The organism is Candidatus Schekmanbacteria bacterium, assembly GCA_016219965.1.
In the GTDB taxonomy this organism is placed as follows: Bacteria; Schekmanbacteria; GWA2-38-11; order GWA2-38-11; family J061; genus JACRJM01.
In genome coordinates, this window is sequence record JACRJM010000007.1 from 310660 (window position 1) to 328128 (window position 17469).

11 protein-coding genes are annotated in these 17469 nt (G+C 42.3%); 6 read left to right on the plus strand and 5 right to left on the minus strand.

Features of this window, described 5'->3' with window-relative positions:
* Nucleotides 1-168: 168 nt before the first annotated feature.
* From HZA77_09900 to HZA77_09910, 3 genes are all read right to left on the minus strand, one after another.
* Nucleotides 169-1173, minus strand: coding sequence for a 4Fe-4S dicluster domain-containing protein (locus HZA77_09900; protein MBI5375739.1), 1005 nt, complete (start codon nt 1171-1173; stop codon nt 169-171).
* A complete protein-coding gene (locus HZA77_09905; GenBank protein MBI5375740.1) occupies nt 1173-1601 on the minus strand; it encodes a CBS domain-containing protein in 429 nt (142 codons plus the stop codon). Before HZA77_09905 ends, HZA77_09900 begins: the two co-directional genes overlap by 1 nt.
* 229 nt (nt 1602-1830) lie before the next feature.
* Entirely contained in the window at nt 1831-2586 is a 756-nt protein-coding gene (locus tag HZA77_09910; GenBank protein ID MBI5375741.1) for a 4Fe-4S binding protein, read from the minus strand.
* 299 nt (nt 2587-2885) lie between these two features.
* Here HZA77_09910 and HZA77_09915 point away from each other — a divergent pair, with 299 nt between their 5' ends.
* The 5 genes from HZA77_09915 to HZA77_09935 all read left to right on the plus strand — a co-directional run bounded on the left by HZA77_09915 (nt 2886) and on the right by HZA77_09935 (nt 10123).
* Complete coding sequence (locus tag HZA77_09915) at nt 2886-4451, plus strand: FAD-binding oxidoreductase (protein MBI5375742.1); 1566 nt, start codon at nt 2886-2888, stop codon at nt 4449-4451.
* Nucleotides 4452-4481: 30 nt separating this feature from the next.
* A complete protein-coding gene (locus tag HZA77_09920; protein ID MBI5375743.1) occupies nt 4482-5771 on the plus strand; it encodes a (Fe-S)-binding protein in 1290 nt (429 codons plus the stop codon).
* A gap of 22 nt (nt 5772-5793) precedes the next feature.
* Entirely contained in the window at nt 5794-7368 is a 1575-nt protein-coding gene (locus tag HZA77_09925; GenBank protein ID MBI5375744.1) for an FAD-binding oxidoreductase, read from the plus strand.
* A gap of 270 nt (nt 7369-7638) precedes the next feature.
* Nucleotides 7639-9159, plus strand: coding sequence for an Eco57I restriction-modification methylase domain-containing protein (locus HZA77_09930; protein ID MBI5375745.1), 1521 nt, complete (start codon nt 7639-7641; stop codon nt 9157-9159).
* A gap of 10 nt (nt 9160-9169) precedes the next feature.
* A complete protein-coding gene (locus HZA77_09935) occupies nt 9170-10123 on the plus strand; it encodes a restriction endonuclease (protein ID MBI5375746.1) in 954 nt (317 codons plus the stop codon).
* A gap of 66 nt (nt 10124-10189) precedes the next feature.
* Here HZA77_09935 and HZA77_09940 read toward each other — a convergent pair whose 3' ends face one another.
* Entirely contained in the window at nt 10190-10807 is a 618-nt protein-coding gene (locus HZA77_09940; GenBank protein MBI5375747.1) for a PEP-CTERM sorting domain-containing protein, read from the minus strand.
* Nucleotides 10808-11014: 207 nt separating this feature from the next.
* Nucleotides 11015-15370 carry a hypothetical protein gene (locus HZA77_09945; protein ID MBI5375748.1) on the minus strand — a complete coding sequence of 1452 codons (4356 nt, stop codon included), beginning with the start codon at nt 15368-15370 and terminating at the stop codon, nt 11015-11017.
* A gap of 598 nt (nt 15371-15968) precedes the next feature.
* Here HZA77_09945 and HZA77_09950 point away from each other — a divergent pair.
* Nucleotides 15969-17363: a hypothetical protein gene (locus HZA77_09950; GenBank protein ID MBI5375749.1), complete on the plus strand. Its 1395-nt coding sequence runs from the start codon at nt 15969-15971 to the stop codon at nt 17361-17363.
* Nucleotides 17364-17469: the final 106 nt, after the last annotated feature.

Consider the following 17469-nt stretch of genomic DNA (forward strand, 5'->3'; position numbering starts at 1 on the left):
CCCAACGGTTTAATATTTAGTTCTACTCAACTAATCTACTAACCTTAACAAAAAAGACTATGACCTAAGTCATAGTTTCTATTAGTTTTTTATAAGGACGTATTTCTTTGTTATTCTATATTAAGATTCTCCTGCTTAAATAAAAATCAACGGTTGTGTTCTTATTTTTTATTTTTTCTCAAAGTGGATTTCCACCGGAGTAGGCGGCAGCGGCGATAGAACCGCATTTTCCCCAAGCACAGGTTTCATAAAAGATATAAAATCTTCCCATGCGCTATCCTGTAAAAGAAGCGTGCATATCCTTTTTCTCCCTTTCCCCTTGCCGGCTTTTTTATACCATTCGAGTGTCCTGTCTATAATCGGTGCAAGCTTCTCATCAGAAACAAACTCAGCGATTTTTCTTCCAACAACAGGATGGCGTCCGTGCTTTCCTCCTACACGCACCATCCAGCCGCTTATCTCGCCCGCCCATGCGTCGGTAGGACATGTCCTTATGCAGTCACCGCAGTAAAGACACTTTTCTTTTTTATATATTGGATGACCTGTTTCTGCATCTGCTTCGATTGCGCCTTCAAGGCATGTAAAAGAGCAGAGCCTGCATCCTGTGCAGATGTCTTCAGTCCAAACAGGTTTCACAGCACCCTGAAACCCCATGTCCATCTCGGTGGTGCGCGCGCAGTCTATGGGGCATCCGGAAAAGGATATCTTGAATTTATGGTTTAACTCCCTGCCGAAGAAAGTGTCATTTACCATCTTTGCCATCTTCTGCGTGTCTGTCACGCCATTGGGATTATACTCGCATCCTGAGCAGGCTGTCGGGACCCTTACCCTTGGCCCGCAGGAGGCGATCTCCTGCCCGATTGCATCAAGGTCTTTTTTTAGCGCTGCAAAATCATGGAAATTCACATAGGTTATTTCAATAGATTGCCTTACAGATATATGGACATAATCACCGCCGTATTTCTTCGCTACCTGTGCAATCTTTTCAAGCCTGTCTAAAGGCACCCGCCCACCGGGACAGCGAAGCCTCACTGTGAAAAGGTCCTTCTGCCGCTGTTTTATAACACCGCCGGATTTAAGCGTATTGAAATCAAGCTCTCCGGTCTTGCCGTCTATGACAGCATCTATCTTTACCTTGTTTTCCTTGTCTTCTATATATTTGTCAGGCGCCATTAAATTCCCTCCAACTCCTCTAACTGGTTAACTAATGCTCTAAGGATATCTCTCCAGCTCACCAGTCCTATAGGTTTATAGTCATTGTCCACAACAGGAATACAGGATATGTTGTGCTTACTAAACAAATCTACTGCATCAATTATTGTGGCATCGGGTAGCAATGTAATAAGCGGTTTCCGGCTCATGATATGATGCACCTTTTTATTGAGCGTTGCCTCATCATCAGGAGTTTCCAACACGGTCCCGATTCTGGGGCTTAGCGCTTTTAGCAAATCCCGGTCTGACACAATCCCAAAAAGCTCATCTGAATCAACTACAAGCAAATGATGGAATTTCAGGTGATCAAATATCTCTTTCACTGTTGATAGATTGTCATCAAACCCTACAGTGACAATTTTTTTGGTCATTATCTGCTGGATAGTTATGATCTTTTTTTTCAAGCTCACATTCCTTTCCATTATTATTATACTCGCCTGCCAACCATATTTATAAAAAAACTCTGTAATTGATAAGAATTTATCAATGCAAAATAAAAAATTTGTGAAGAAAAAATATAGTTTATTATTTCATATGTAAATGAGAAGTTTCATTAAAAAGGGGAGGCGAGGTCAGCATATACATAACTGTCCCCGCTTCGGGGATAATTGATTTTCTTTACTGTCTTATATTTCCATCAACAGAGACAATGACCCTTTCAAAGGGAACGTCTTTCCCTGACTCCTGTATGGCGTTTTTTACTGCTGATTCAAGACCAAAACAGCAGGGAACTTCCATGTGGACGATTGAAACCTTTTTTATATTGCTATGCTTGAATATCTCAGTAAGTTTCTCCCTGTAAAATTCAATGTCATCAAGCTTTGGACATCCTATAAGAAGCGCCTTGTCCTTTAAAAACTTCTGGTGAAAATTCGCATAGGCAAAGGGAACACAATCGGCAGCTATCAAAAGATGCGAGTTCTGGAGGAACGGCGCTGAGGGAGCAACAAGACAAAGCTGAACAGGCCAGTGCATGAGTTCTGACTTTATCTCAGCAGTTGGAGCACTGGACGCGGCACTCTCCGACTCCCTGTTGAAAGTCCTTGTTGCTGAAGAGGGACATCCGCCGAAAGCATGGCCGCCCGCATGATGAGGCCGCACCTGCTCTGCCACAGGTACAAACTTCTTCCCCTGGCTCTCAAGAAGTTTCTTTACAGCCTTCTCATCGAAATCTTCAGAGACTTCCATTTCCTCAACTATTATCGCATCCATGGGGCATGTGCCCAAACATGCGCCAAGTCCATCACAGTATTTTTCCGCAAGAAGCTTCGCTTTTCCGCCTATAAGCTGAATTGCACCTTCCTGACAATTAGGTATGCACTCTCCGCAACCATTGCATTTGTTTTCATCTATTATAACTATCTTTCTTTTCATTTTTTCTCCCTTATGTAAGAAAATTTTGTTTTACTCTTTTTCATTATTCTATTCCTAATATAGGTAATTTAAACCTTCCCTTCTATGACTTAGGTCATAAGGTCATAATAAAAATTATATGCTTGCTTTGATATAGGTTCTTAACCTAAAAAAGACGGGACAAAGAGGAAAAATCAAGGTGGAAGTTTTGCTTGACAAATCCCCATTATTCGGACAATAGAACTTTGTGTTCGAAGATTAGAAACAGGCATACAGCAACTAAATAAAATAAATATAAGATATAACCCAGGAGGTAACAAATGCCCGCGAAGAATTTGAATCCTGCCAAAGTAGATTACATCAAGCCTTTAGAGGACAAGCCTTACAAAGAGGTTGTCGCCGAAAAGCAGAATTACAATGCAGAATTAAAGAAGAAACTCTCGGCAATTGTAGGAGACCAGAACGTAAAGAACGATCCTGAAACAATTGCCAGGTACTCGAAGGACAGAAGCCTCGAGCCGGAAGGGAGGCCGACCTTTGTCGTCCATCCCCGCAATACCGATGAAGTAGTAAAGCTTGTAAAGCTTGCCAATGAAACTCTTCTTCCTTTAATACCCGCAAGCTCAGGCACTCATAATTATGGATGTACCATACCGAGGATAGGCGGAGTTATCGTTGACCTGTCAGGATGGAAACAGATTTTCAAGGTTGACTACAGGAACCGTGCCACCCGCATTCAGCCCGGCGTCAATTACAACGAACTGCAGGAAGCACTTGAAAAGGAAGGTTTGCGCGCCATGATGCCCCTTCTTCCGCGCAAAGACCAGTCAGTGCTCACAGCTCATCTTGAAGCACATCCGATGGCTGTTGCAGAATTCGTATACAGCGAACCTATGTACACCGCAGAGATAATAATGCCCAAGGGGGACATATTCAGAACAGGCTCTGCCGCACCTGCGCCTCCAGAACTCATGGACACAACAAAAGACATTGGCACAGACCTTGTAGGTCCCTGGGGACCGGGCTTTGACTGGAACAGGCTTTACACGCGCGCACAGGGGACACTCGGGATAATCACATGGGCAAACATAATGGCAGAACCTCTCCCTGTAAAAGAAAGAATATACTTCACTTCTTTTGACTGCATAAAAGAAGCCAGCAATTTTACGCAAAAAGTCCTTCGCAAATGGATTGGCTATGAATGCTTCGTATTAAACCGCGCAAATCTCGCCGCAATACTGGCGGACAACATGCCTGATGATTTCCAATCCTTGAAAAGGAATCTTCCAAAGTATGTACAGGTCTTCGTAATAGGCGGATTAAAGAGACGCCCTGAAGAAAGGATCGCATATCAGGAAGCGGATTTTCTCGACACAGCACAGGATTTCGGAGTAAGGCCTACGCTTGATATAAAAGGCGCAGCCAAGGCCGCTCCGTTCTTTGCAAAGAATCTTAGACGCTGCTGGGATAAGGAAGTTTACTGGAAGGAAGCTTATAAGGGAGGAAGTTCAGACATATTCTTCCTCACCACGCTGGACAGGACAGTTGACTTTGTTGATGTCATGAAAGCAGAAGCAAACAGGCTCGATTATCCGGCCTCAGACATTGGCATCTACGTCCAGCCCATTGAAACAGGAAGGGTGGCGTACGTTGAATTCAGCATCCCCTTTAACCCCAATGATGCTGACGAATGCGCACAGGTAAAGAAACTTCACGAAGCAGCAAGCGAGGCGATGTACACAGAGGGCGCTTTATACACAAGGGCGTACGGGAAATGGGCCCAGATAGTTCATGGCAGAAACACCATTCAGTATAAGACGGCAAAAACATTAAAAGATTACCTCGATCCTAACAATGTAATGAATCCCGGGAAACTAGGATTCTAATTCTAAAAAAGAACAGGAGGAAAAGAGATAATGGGCTCCGAAGGACATAATAAATTAGAAGGACTTGAAAAATACAGATGGGATTTAGTCAACTGCGAAAGGTGTTCGACCTGCAAATGGGTCCATGCCTGGAGCGTAAAGAGCAAGGACAGAGCAAAGATCTGCCCCTCAAGCGGAATGTATCTCTATGATGCATATTCAGCACAGGGACGCTTCGATGTGGCAAGGGGGCTTCTCGAAGGTGAGATAGAGCTTACCGACAAGGCGCTTGAAGTTATTTACACCTGCACCCTCTGCGGCGGATGCGACGTTACATGCAAATTCTCAAGGGACATGGAACCTCTTGAGATATTCCATGAACTCAGGAAATATGTTGTAGAGATGGGGAAAGGACCTCTCCCCGCGCATATGCCTGCAGTCGAGAGCATACAGAAGAATGACAACCCCTGGCAGCAGCCCAAGAACAGAAGGGGGAACTGGGCAAGGAAGATGAAGGTAAAGGACTTGAATAAAGAAAAGGCTGAAGTCCTTTATTTTGCAGGATGCACATACTCATTTAACGCTGACCTCCAGAAGGTTGCACAGTCAACACTTCGTATAATGCAGTCAGCCGGAGTGGATGTAGGCATTCTCGGCAACAACGAGAGATGCTGCGCAAGCCCGGTTTTAAAGGTCGGCATGGAAGATGTTTTCAATGAATATGCAGTAGACAACGTGAATACATTCAACAAGCTTGGCGTAAAAAAGGTCATAACCTCATGTTCAGGATGCTACGGAGCATTTGAGGGACATTATCCGGGCGTGGCTAAGAGGAATTATGATGTCATGCAGAGCATGATGTTCATGGACCAGCTCATACAAGAGGGGAAACTCAAATTCAATAAAAAGGTCAACATGAGAGTCACCTGGCATGATCCATGCCATCTTGGAAGAGGCGGAGAAAAACAAGACCTCTGGAAGGGCGAAAGGGAAAAGTGGGGTGTTTCAAATCCTCCGAGGAAGAGAAACTTCGGCGCAGGCGGAATCTATGATGCTCCGCGCAATGTGCTGAATGCCATCCCCGGACTTGAGTTCGTTGAGATGGAAAGGATAAGGGAGTTCTCATGGTGCTGCGGAGCAGGCGGCGGCGTAAGGTCGGCATATCCTGAGTTTGCGGCATACTCGGCAAAGGAAAGGGTAGACGAAGCAAAGGATACAGGTGCTGAAGCGCTTGTCTCTTCATGTCCGTGGTGCGAATCAAACCTTGGCGATGCAATAAAGGCTGACGGCAGCAAGATAAAGATGCTGAGTCTCGTTGAACTAATCGAAATGGCTTTATAATAAAGCGGGGAGGATAAGGAAAATGAGTTTACCATTAGGCGCATATCAGGCTCTTGAAGATGCTTTAGGGCCAAAGAATGTTTGCGATGATCCGGCAGTAACAACTGCATACAGCTACATGTGGCTTCTTTACAGCACCCATGTCCAGTCAGGAAGATACAGGCCTGCGGCTGTGGCGCTCCCAAGCAGCACGGAGGAGATACAGGCCATAATCCAGCTTGCCAACAGATACGGTTTCAACTACATCCCGGTAGGAACAAATCTTCTTCCTCCTACAATCCCGGTTCGTCCTGACACGGTAATCATCGATCCCAAAAGGATGAACAGGATTCTGAAATTGGATGAAAAGAACATGTATGCAGTCGTTGAGCCCTACGTTACTTACGCACAGCTACAGGCAGAAGCGCACAAGGTCGGGCTTTCAATAACCACACCGGAAGCCGGCTCACAGGTTTCCGTAATGGCAAACAACCTGTTCCAGGGTATGGGAGGCATGGGGCACAAGTATGGTTTCAACAGAGGCATACTTGCCTGCGACTGGGTTCTACCCAACGGAGACCTATTAAAACTAGGTTCAAGGGGAAACAATGCAGCCGGCTGGTTCTGGGGCGACTGCGCAGGGGTGAATCTCAAAGGATTGGTACGGGCAGACACAGGGCACTGCGGCGGACTGGGAATGGTAACAACAATGTCAGTAAAGTTGTTTCCCTATCCGGGACCGAGAATATACCCTGTTAAGGGAGCAAATCCGGACTTCCATATGGATCTCCCGAAAGATCGTTTCTGCCTGAAGCTCATACAGTTTAAATCCAAGCATCAGCTTGGCGACGCAATGTATGACATCGGACACTCAGAGATTGCAGGCGCTGTCCATGAGGAAGGTGCAAACTGGATACTTGCAGACAACTGTCTGTCCGTTGAAGAGTTCTGGGAAAGATGGCCCAAATTCCAGCACCAGTGGAAAAATATTATGGCTGTATCGTTGATGGGTTTCTCATCACCACGTCAGCTTGAATATGAGAAGAAGGTTCTTGACGACATTGTAAATGACCATGAAGGGACTTACCTTGACGAAAACTCCGATCTTTACAAGACCGGCTCCCATGCAATAGGCGAAGCTTTGAGATGTGGAATGTCAAACAGACTTTACAGACCTGCGGGAGACTTCTTCGTACTCGGCGGTTTCGGCTTCGACTCCATAGACCACACCATCAGGACAAGCGAATTCATGTGGCCAATAATCGAAGACGCATACAAGAAAGGACATTTCGTCGAAGACTTGAGCCACAGCGACTGGGTGAACTCCTATCAGATGTGCCACTTCTCCGAGGTTGAGCCTATAATCTACTTCGAGCATGACATAGAAGCGGGTGCAACATTTATAAACGGTTATGTTGGAACAATCGTCGAGGCGGTAAAAAGAAAGATGATGCCGACATGGCCATTAGGACCGATGACATGGATAACCGGCCCTGCAATGTGCAACTATCATGAACTGGTAATCGGCATGAAGAAGCTGCTCGATCCGAGAACAACATCCAATCCGGGTTATCCGCTTCCGGAAGTAAACCCGTTCCCGCCACCGCCGGCACAGTAAGGTGTAAAGCGGCAGCAATCAGAAAATACAAGGGGGAAAGCAATATGCTTTTCCCCTTTTTTTATTTCCCAATATATCTCATTAACAAATGGTTTGGCAGTCCCGTGCAGGCTTAAAACTTCATGCGCCTGTTACGGAATTTGCCAAACCATTTATCAAAAGAGCTTTCAAAGTAAATTATCATTCGCTATACTAAATATTATTAAAATATAAACCATTTTAAAAAATAAAAATTTAGGAACTATAATTGCTTATTTACATAAATTAATTATGAAAGCTGAACTATCAAACACATTAGACATTACACGTAAACACATAAACGGCAATAGCTGTCGACAGGAACGGTCGAGAATTGGACAGTTCTTAACACCCGCTAAAATTGCACAGTTTATGGCATCATTATTTAAGCAGGATAGAGAGCATGTTAGGATTTTGGATTCTGGAGCCGGCGTAGGTGTTCTGTTTGCTGCTTGCATTGAAATGTTACTTTTGAGGAAACAGCGTCCACTTTCGATTAAGGTAGTTGCATACGAAAATGATAAATCTGTTTTGCCACATTTGAATGAAACAATGTTGAGATGTAAATCTATATGTAAAGAAGCAGACATTCCATTTTTAGGAGAAATACGCACGGAAGATTTTTTAACAAGCGCCATAGCACAAACAGAGGATGGACTTTTTGCAGTTCAGTGTGAACGGTTTACTCATGCAATTCTGAATCCACCGTATAAAAAAATCTCTGAGCAATCAGCGACACGCAGATTGCTCGATGCAGCCGGAGTTGAGGTATCTAACCTATATGCTGCTTTCGTATGGTTATCAGCCCAAATGTTAGAGTCTACAGGTGAATTAGTAGCAATTACTCCCCGGAGTTTTTGTAATGGTCCATATTTCCGCCGATTCCGCATTGCACTGCTGGATATGATGAGTCTGCAACATATTCACTCGTTTAAATCCCGCAAAAAAGCATTCGGAGATGATAATGTTTTACAGGAAAATGTGATTTATTATGCCATCAGAGGAGAGCGAAAACCTGATTGCTTGATAATCTCTTCATCTGAAGCCATGGATTTTGAAAAAGCAACGGAAAGATCTGTGCCATATGAGCATGTGATTTTACCGGGTGATCGCGATGCCTTTATTTATCTTATAATGAGCAATGGAGATGACAGAATAATGGAGCAAATGAGAAATTTTGCAACATCACTCGATGAGCTAGACTTGGATGTTTCCACAGGTCGTGTTGTGGATTTTCGAGCAGAGGATCATCTTCGTTTTCTACCAGAACATGGTACTGCGCCACTCATCTATCCATGTCATTTCGAAGATGGTTTTGTAAATTGGCCTGCTAAATCAGGAAAGAAATCGAATGCGATTATTATCACAGAGCGTACAGAAGATTTATTGATAGACAATAGATATTATGTCCTCACCAAGCGTTTTTCATCAAAAGAAGAGAGGCGACGCATTGTTGCTGCGGTATATGATCCCCACAAGATTAAAACTTCGCTTGTTGGGTTTGAGAACCACCTGAATTATTTTCATTCACGAGGTAAGGAGTTATCTGCAAACATGGCCAATGGTTTAGCCTTGTACCTTAATTCTTCGCTCTGTGACCAATATTTTAGACTGTTTAGCGGACATACACAGGTCAATGCCACTGATCTTAGGAAAATGCGTTATCCTACCCGCCAGCAGTTGTTACAGCTAGGGGCACACATAAAGCATCGAATGCCTGATCAGGAAACAGTGGATCTTCTTTTGAAAAAAATATGCAAAAATGATTGCTAAAAAAGCTGAGATAGAAAAAACAAAGCGTAAGATTAGGGAAGCTCTAAAGATTTTGGAACTGCTTGGTTTTCCTAAACAGCAACTGAATGAACGATCTGCTCTAACACTGCTTTCTTTATTAGACCTCAAACCTAACGAGAAGTGGGAATCAGCAAAAGATAAATTAATTGGAATTACACCAATGATGGAATTCTTTGCTAAATATTATGGTAAACAATATGCCCCTAATAGTAGAGAAACAGTCCGTCGCCAGACAGTTCATCAATTTGTACAGGCGGCGCTGATTGTTCCTAACCCGGATAACCCCTCCAGACCAACAAACAGCGGGAAAACAGTTTATCAAATTGAGCCGGCTGCTTTAAAACTTCTTCGAGAGTTTGGTAAACCAAGTTGGAATAAATATTTACGCGAGTATCTACGCACAGTAAAAACACTCAAACAACTCTATGCGCGGGAACGAGATATAAATCGCATCCCTGTGAAAATATCAAATGTTTTGGATATTAAGCTTTCACCGGGTGGTCAAAACGTATTGGTGAAAAAAATTATTGATGATTTTTGTCCGATTTTTACACCAGGAGGTTACGTCATATATGTAGGTGACACACAGTCTAAATGGGCATTTTTTGATTCACATGCACTTAAAAAGTTAGGGGTTGAGATAGAAGAGCATGGCAAGATGCCCGATGTCGTAGTGCATTACGTAGAAAAGAACTGGCTCGTTCTGATTGAAGCAGTTACCAGTCACGGGCCAGTAAATCCCAAAAGACGACAGGAATTACAAAAATTATTTTCAGGCTCTAAAGCTGGACTAGTATATGTAACTGCTTTTATTGATCGCCGGACAATGGTAAAATATCTTGATGATATATCCTGGGAAACTGAAGTCTGGATAGCTGACTCGGCTACACATCTAATTCACTTCAATGGGGAACGATTCCTCGGCCCCTATGAAGATTCTTGAATATATTTGAACATATTATATGCGCGCTGCATATAAGAAATAATCCATTAAAAAAACAAAAAAATATTATTTTTTTCTTATAGCAAAACCCATTCCTAAAAGTCCGGCTCCAACCAGAAGCATAGTCGATGGCTCAGGTGCAGGAACAGAGATAGGAATAATTTTTGTAGAAAAATAAGACTTGTTAGCAAAATACGAATTCCCGCTTGGGTCCCAGATCCATTCTGCAGTTGAGGATATAGGTGGATGATAACCCCATGGGCTCACACCGTTTAACCCGTAACTTACAGGGGCATTATATGCGTTGCCGAAACCGGTCGTATTTACATCCCAGTTGACCGTATCGGTGTTCAATGTATTAGTCCCGTTTTCAAACACGAAATTTGCATCATCTAATGTAAAAGTCCCAAGCAGTCCCTGGGGTCCACCCCAGTCAATACCATAGATGTGGATATAATTGGTAACGTTAGCTGTCAGCAGTGAGCCATAGCTGTAAGTTGCACCCCAATTACTGCCATAACCTACAAGTGTACCTGGTATTAAATCATTGGTACTGATATAGAGATAAAACTCGTTATCAGTTGTAAGGCTCGAATTAAGGACTGTTGCATTAAGCTGTGAAGAGGTAAAAAGGAATAACGCAACGCAACATAATAATATTAAAAGATTAACTTTAAACTTCATACTACCCCCTTTAAACAAAATAATTAATGCTACCCGGTTTATTTTTTCAGACGAGAACCATGCAATTATTATGCCTAGCTAATGGACAGACTTAACATATTGAAATATTTAAAATAGCAAAAAACCTGATACTTTCAATTTGTTCAGAATTTCGACACAATGTCGGTTTTTTGGACAAATTGGAAGTTATTTTCCACATCAAAACCATCACTTCAAAAAATGCAGATATGGGCGCAGAACCCTGTTCTTGTCTGATGTAGTTCCATCATAGGTGATAGACACGATGGGAATCCCTATATCCTTTTCCACCTTCTTGTATATTGCCTCGCTGATAAGGCCGGGACAGCAGAAAATCGGATTAACATTGACTATAAATTTCAGATCAGAACAGTTTTCATAAAGATAATAAGCCTTGAGAAGGTTTTCTGCGGTCTCTCCTCCGTGTCTTACGTTAAACCCGTATTTAATAAGATATTCCAGCGGGTCACGTTTCAACTGGCAGGTGCCATTCTGTAAAATCGGCGCCGCAATGCTGATTATCTTTTTACTGAAAAGCTGCAATGTATTGTAAGCGACCTTGTCCCTAAGCAGTTCAAAATACCATCCCCTGGTCCACTGGATTTTAAAATGATTTCCTACTACCAGATTGATGGAATCAACTAAAGGAACAGTGACTGCTTCTGCACCGGCTTTTTCAAGCACCCTGATGAGACCCTGATTGAATGTATCATTATCGCGCACATAGAGATCACCCACTACACCGACACCAGGGAGAGAACTTCTTTCAATTTCGACATTGAGAAAATCATCCACTATTGCTTTGAAAACATCCTCCTTTGATGCACCTCCTGCAAAACAATCAAATAGTTTGTCCAAAGATTTTCGGTAAATCCTGTCGGTCATACCATCATGCTTTTCACGGGGTCTGATCTTATGAGTTATCTTCTGCACCAGTCCTGCAATAAGATATGACATGTATATCTCATACACTAACTCGATGGAGAGGTCAGTGGGAGGAAACCTGCTTACCAGCACATCCACTTTTTCCATCCCTCCGGACAGCCTTTCGAGCATCTTCTTTATCATCACCGGGTATTGCGGAAGGTTGCATGATACCTGAGATTCAGTGTTGCTGAACAACGCTGTCTTTGCCGGGTCAAGACCATGTTTCTTTATGGTATGCTGGATACCCAGTGCCATTATGCTAACAGGAAGGCATTGCCCGTCATTGATCCTGAGGCTTCTCTGAAATATCTCCGGAGTCTCTTCAATCAGCATGGAATCGATACCGGCATTGATAAGTGCTCCCTGTATCAGCCTGCCGCTCAAAGGGTCATAGGATGGAATCAGATAGGTTTTCTTTTCAAATGTTTTTTTCAATCTGATCACAGGCCGCTTCGCTTTTAAATTAGAAACCGAATAATTACGAAAGGTCTCAATGGCAGCCTCAAGCCTTGTGTCATATCCTTCGCCTGCTTCATGGTCATCGATCTGCAAAATCAGATAAGGCTTCCCGTAATAATCCATAATCTCCCTGAAGTATGAGATAATAAATGAATCAGGGGAACATTTAAAGGCAGTGAGATAAATGGGAAAAAGCCCGGGAGTCTGCGCCACAATCTCAGCAGTCCTGATAATAAGGTTCCCGTAATACCAGTGATTAAACCGGAGAAAATCCTTTGCTAGATCCAGGCGCTCCTCTTCAACAGGAACCATGTCCATCGAAAACGACTGGATTCCCATCCCTGCAAGCTTGTCCGGAATTTTTTTATTGAGAGCATTATTGAGCACCAGATAAGGTCGTCCCATGAGGACTATGCCAATATCATTTGAAGCTCCAAGCTGGCTCCGAAATAAATCCCGCAAGTCTGCCCTGCGCTCCCGGAACCAGTCCCAGGCAAGCTGGAATGCTTCTTCCACGAGATTAAACGATGTTCTTTCCTTCATCTCTTCCGGAAAACTGAGATATAGCTCCCGGATAGTCTCGTCAATATTTCCATTCATTTTCAGAACAGGCGCAATGAGTTTGCCTTCAAGGTCAAACCCCGGAATGCTACGAATAATGGGTATTGCGTAGCTTGAATAATAGCAGTATGACTTTGGCTCCTCTTCCTGTTTATTGTCGGGCATCTGTGTTGTATTTTCAAAAAGCTGTGGATAGAAAATAAAATCTGCCTCTCCTTCAAGCTCTCTTACATGGCCATGGAATTCAGTGAGCGGTGCACAGTATTCAGCGCCGCTTATTTCTTTTCCCTCTGAGATGCGTGATGTATCAGCGGTACTGACAATGAAAGTAAAACCAAGGCTTTTAAAGAACAACTGCCATAGAGGAAGATATTCAATCATATTAAGAGTTGACGGCAATCCGATTTTGATTTGGGATGTGCTCTCTCCATTCTGATGTCTTTGCACTATGCCTGATGAAAACAATTCATTACGGATTTCAATTGCATTGAACTGTATCCGGTTTCGCAGGCGTGAAAGAGAAAATTCCGGTCTTCTTATAACTGCACGTATCCCCCCTTTCTGAAACTCACCAAAGATGCTCACATCAGCATGTTCATAATGAGAGCTAGACTTTCCGGAAACATCAAAAACCCTTCGATGATTCCGCAAAAGATCAAAGCCCGAAACCTCTTTTTTCCTGTATTCTATGTCATGCTCGACACGGCCGCACATATAGCCCCATCCAAGGGTTTCATCATCGAGCACAATGCTGTTTATTTTGCAGTGGTTCTTGCAGTAATCGCAGACATATTCATCAACAACAATCTGTTCTTTGTGAAGATCTCTCCTGAAACGGGAATCAAGCGAAAGTCCTGCATCTGCCATTTTCAGGCATACTCCAAGCGCACCTGTAAGATGGCAGAATTTCGAGACATAAATGGGTTTCCGGAGCTTTTGTTCAAATGCCATCACCAGTGCGTGATTTTTTGCTGTTGCGCCCTGGAAAGCAATGTGACTGCCGATCTTGTTTACATGGGCTACTTTTGAAAGATAATTATCTCTCACTGAATGAAGGGCTGCTGCCAGCAGCTCTTCACGGCTGTAACCGAGGCTAAGCATATGATTGAGATCTCTTTCCATGAACACCGTGCACCTGTCACTGATAAGCGGAGCCGGCGCATTCATGGCAAGTCCGGAATAATACTTAAGGTCAACTCCGAGGCGCCTTGCCTGTTCTTCGATGAAACTTCCCGTGCCTGCAGCACAGACATAATTCATCACAGAAAAAGTCACATTCCCTTTTTGCATCACCGTAAATTTTGCATCCTGCCCGCCGATTTCAATGATAGTGTCAATGTCGGGATTCAAATGATATGCTGCGCGGGCATGGGCAGTAATCTCATCAACAGCAAAATCTGCGCGGGTCACACGCTGGATAAACTTACGTCCGGAGCCGGTTGTCCCTGTTCCTGTAATACTGAACTTGACTGAAAGTCTTTTCTCAATTTCCTTTAAAGCCCGGGTAAGTTTCTGGACTGCGGGAATGGGTTGGCTCATAGTGCGGGTATAGAACCCTGCAAGCACTCTCTTATCCATACCCATAAGAATTGCTTTTGTGCTTGTTGAGCCGATGTCAAGCCCCAGATAACAGTCAATAGCCATCTGACTTTCAAGCTTTTCATATATATCAATCTCAACATCATTACTGATAAACGACTGCCAGCTTGAAAAATCTGTGAGAGATGTCTTTCCCTCTGCTAAGGGAGGATAAAAATATGACCTCGAAACCATTGCACCGGATAGAAGACTGCTCACCTCAATTAACGGCTCGCTGTCCTGGACAGGCTGATTTTCAGCCGCAGACAGGGCAGCACCGATTGCACCGGCGTATTCGCTGTCAGGAAATATTGTTAAAGGCTGATTCAGCGCTTCTTCCAGATACTGGACCACTTTCTTGTTCTTGCTGACACCACCTACTGCAAGAACTGGCTGAAGAATCTCGATGCTGTGGAAAAGAGTGTCACAGATATTCTGAGCTACACCATGGCAAAGGCCAGCGGCTATTGCCGGAAGGTCATAGCCCTGCTGCTGCATATGGACAAGGTCTGTTTTTGCGAATACTGCACAGCGGGTTGCAATCTTAGGAGGCTCTCCATGATATTTTTCAGCAAGGGCTGAAAGCTCCGTACTTCCTCTAAGCCCAAGACGTGATGCCTGCTGGTCTAAAAATGAGCCGGTGCCAGCGGCACAGGCAGAATTGGATATGTATTTTTTATATCTGCCATTTCCATCAAAGAGTATGAGTCCGAAAGTTTCTCCACCGATTGTAATGATCGAGCGTGCTTCCGGGCAAACGTTTTTTACGCCTGCGATGATTGCAACCTGTTCATTAACCTCAATGCCGGAAGTAAAGAACTCACGTCCTTTTTCAGCAATAACCCCGAAACTGGCAAGCTTTCGAACAGGGAGGCTCCCAAGCATTTCTTCGAGGACTGCATATATTTTTCCGTTGTGGGGGCGGTAATCTTTGTATGCGACTGCTCTTCCATGATCAAGAAGAACAAGTGCGATTGAAACAGAGCCAATATCTATTCCTGCTGATCTGCATTCCTTCACGTCTAACCACCATCACATTAATGTGGAATGTCTGAACATGGAACAGTATATATTTTTCAGAATTTATTTCTAACTTCTGTTTACTCCTATGAGCTAAATTTTAGATATAGGCAATAGAAAAAGATATTGAAAAGAGTCAAAAAATATATTCAGAGATTCCATATTTGTCATTGCGAGCAACGCGAAGCAATCTCGTAGTTACTGTCATTTCCTTATTTCTTCTTGTCATTCCCGTGCAAACGGGAATCCAGTCTTTTTTCTGTTCATTCTTTTGCGTGCCCAAAAGAATGAACCAAGAAAAGGGCACCCCAGAAAATTTCCGGACGGTTAGCTCAGTCGTCCTTCAGTAAATTTTTTCAACTCGCACGTCCTGCGCTCAAACAAGAAAAAATTTCTAACCTTCAGGACTTCCCTCGCTCACCTGAAATTTTCAATGGGGTTAAAAAAAAGAAGTAAGATGTCTCCAGAATTTAATATTGATATATGTAATAAAGCTAAGATATATTTAAAATACAAATAAATCATATCATAAATGAAAATACAGATTAACATCTATAAGCAACACCTAACCTAGATTGATGACTAAGGATTTGTTTCGATGACAGATTGGGTTCGCGTTACTAATGCCGAATCAAGCCAAGAACGTGAAAAGTGGCTTATAGTTCAAAGACAAGATATTCAATATTTTTGTAAGCCACAAAAAGAAGGAAGTTGTGACATTCACGATAAAGAATTTTGCTATGATTGCTATAAATATGCGACAGCCAATGAGGCAGTTTGCACAATTTTGGCTAAGCATATAGGATTGGCATCCCTCGAATATAAATGGATTGATTATTCTGGTTTACAATATTTCGCCATTGAATATCTTGGTGTCAATGCAAAGCTCCGCGATTACCTTAGAAGAGAGGGCAATGCAAATTCCCAAAAATTAATATTTATAAATGGAGTAGAGGTTGCTGCACAATCAGCCTGTTTCGATTTATTTGTAAATAACACAGACCGTACTTGTGGAAATTTCGTTTACCGAAGATTTTCTGAAAATGAAGCTAAACTTTACTCAATTGATTATGATGATGCGTTACTTGGGAAAGATATCAAATGTAAAGAGATGAAAAAAAGAATTGCTGCATTGGAAAATGGAAAAATTTATAAGCAGAAGTGTAAAAAGCTCTTAGAAGTTTTTAACTCGCCTGAATTGAAAGATATTATTGATAGTACCGTGGACTCAATCAAAAACATTCCAAATGAAGTTATTAAAAATGCGGTAAACGAAGTCCCTAAAGATTGGTGGATAGATGAAACAATACCAAAACAATTGGTTAATGCCTTAATAAACCGCAGGGATAGTTTTAATCAACATTTTAATATCAAAGCCAAATGCAACCCATGTATAACTGATAATTATCAGAAGACGTGTGAAGAATATAAATTCCCAGAAATGTTTCAAGGAGAGCAATATAATTTAAGCGCCACTATAGATACAAAGGATCAATCAATGATCACTTCAAAAGAAGATAAATTTGAAGCCATTAAGTTATCTTATGATTCCTTGTGGAAGGAAATAATGTTTAGAAGAGAAAAAGAACATCGGTCTACAAGGGATATACTTATTTTTTTTGGCGCTTTAGCTGTGTTCATTAACAATTATGAAAGCATAATTCCAATAAATTTTTTTATCGGTCTAATTGTTTTAATTATTGTTATTGGCTATTGTGGAATATTTTTTATATATGAAAATGCGATGCGTCACAATAAAGCAGCCCAGGTTATTGCAAAAATTAATAGAATTCTTGGTTTTCATGATAACAATATGTATGTACTAGACGGAAGGCTTTTCCCTGATAAATGGAGAAATTGGGGGAAAGAAAAAAACTTATTTAATACAATAAATCGTGGATGGGCATGGTTGTACCATATAATTTTTTTATTAATCGGTGGGTTGTTATTAATTGGGTTTGCTACAATGAAATATATAAGCAAGCTTCCATAACTACACAGATAAAATTTTAGGTGATTATAAAAGCGTGAGACTTTACTAATGGATGTGAAAGCGTATTAACTTAAAAAAGCAATAAATAGTACAGCTTTCAATCTTT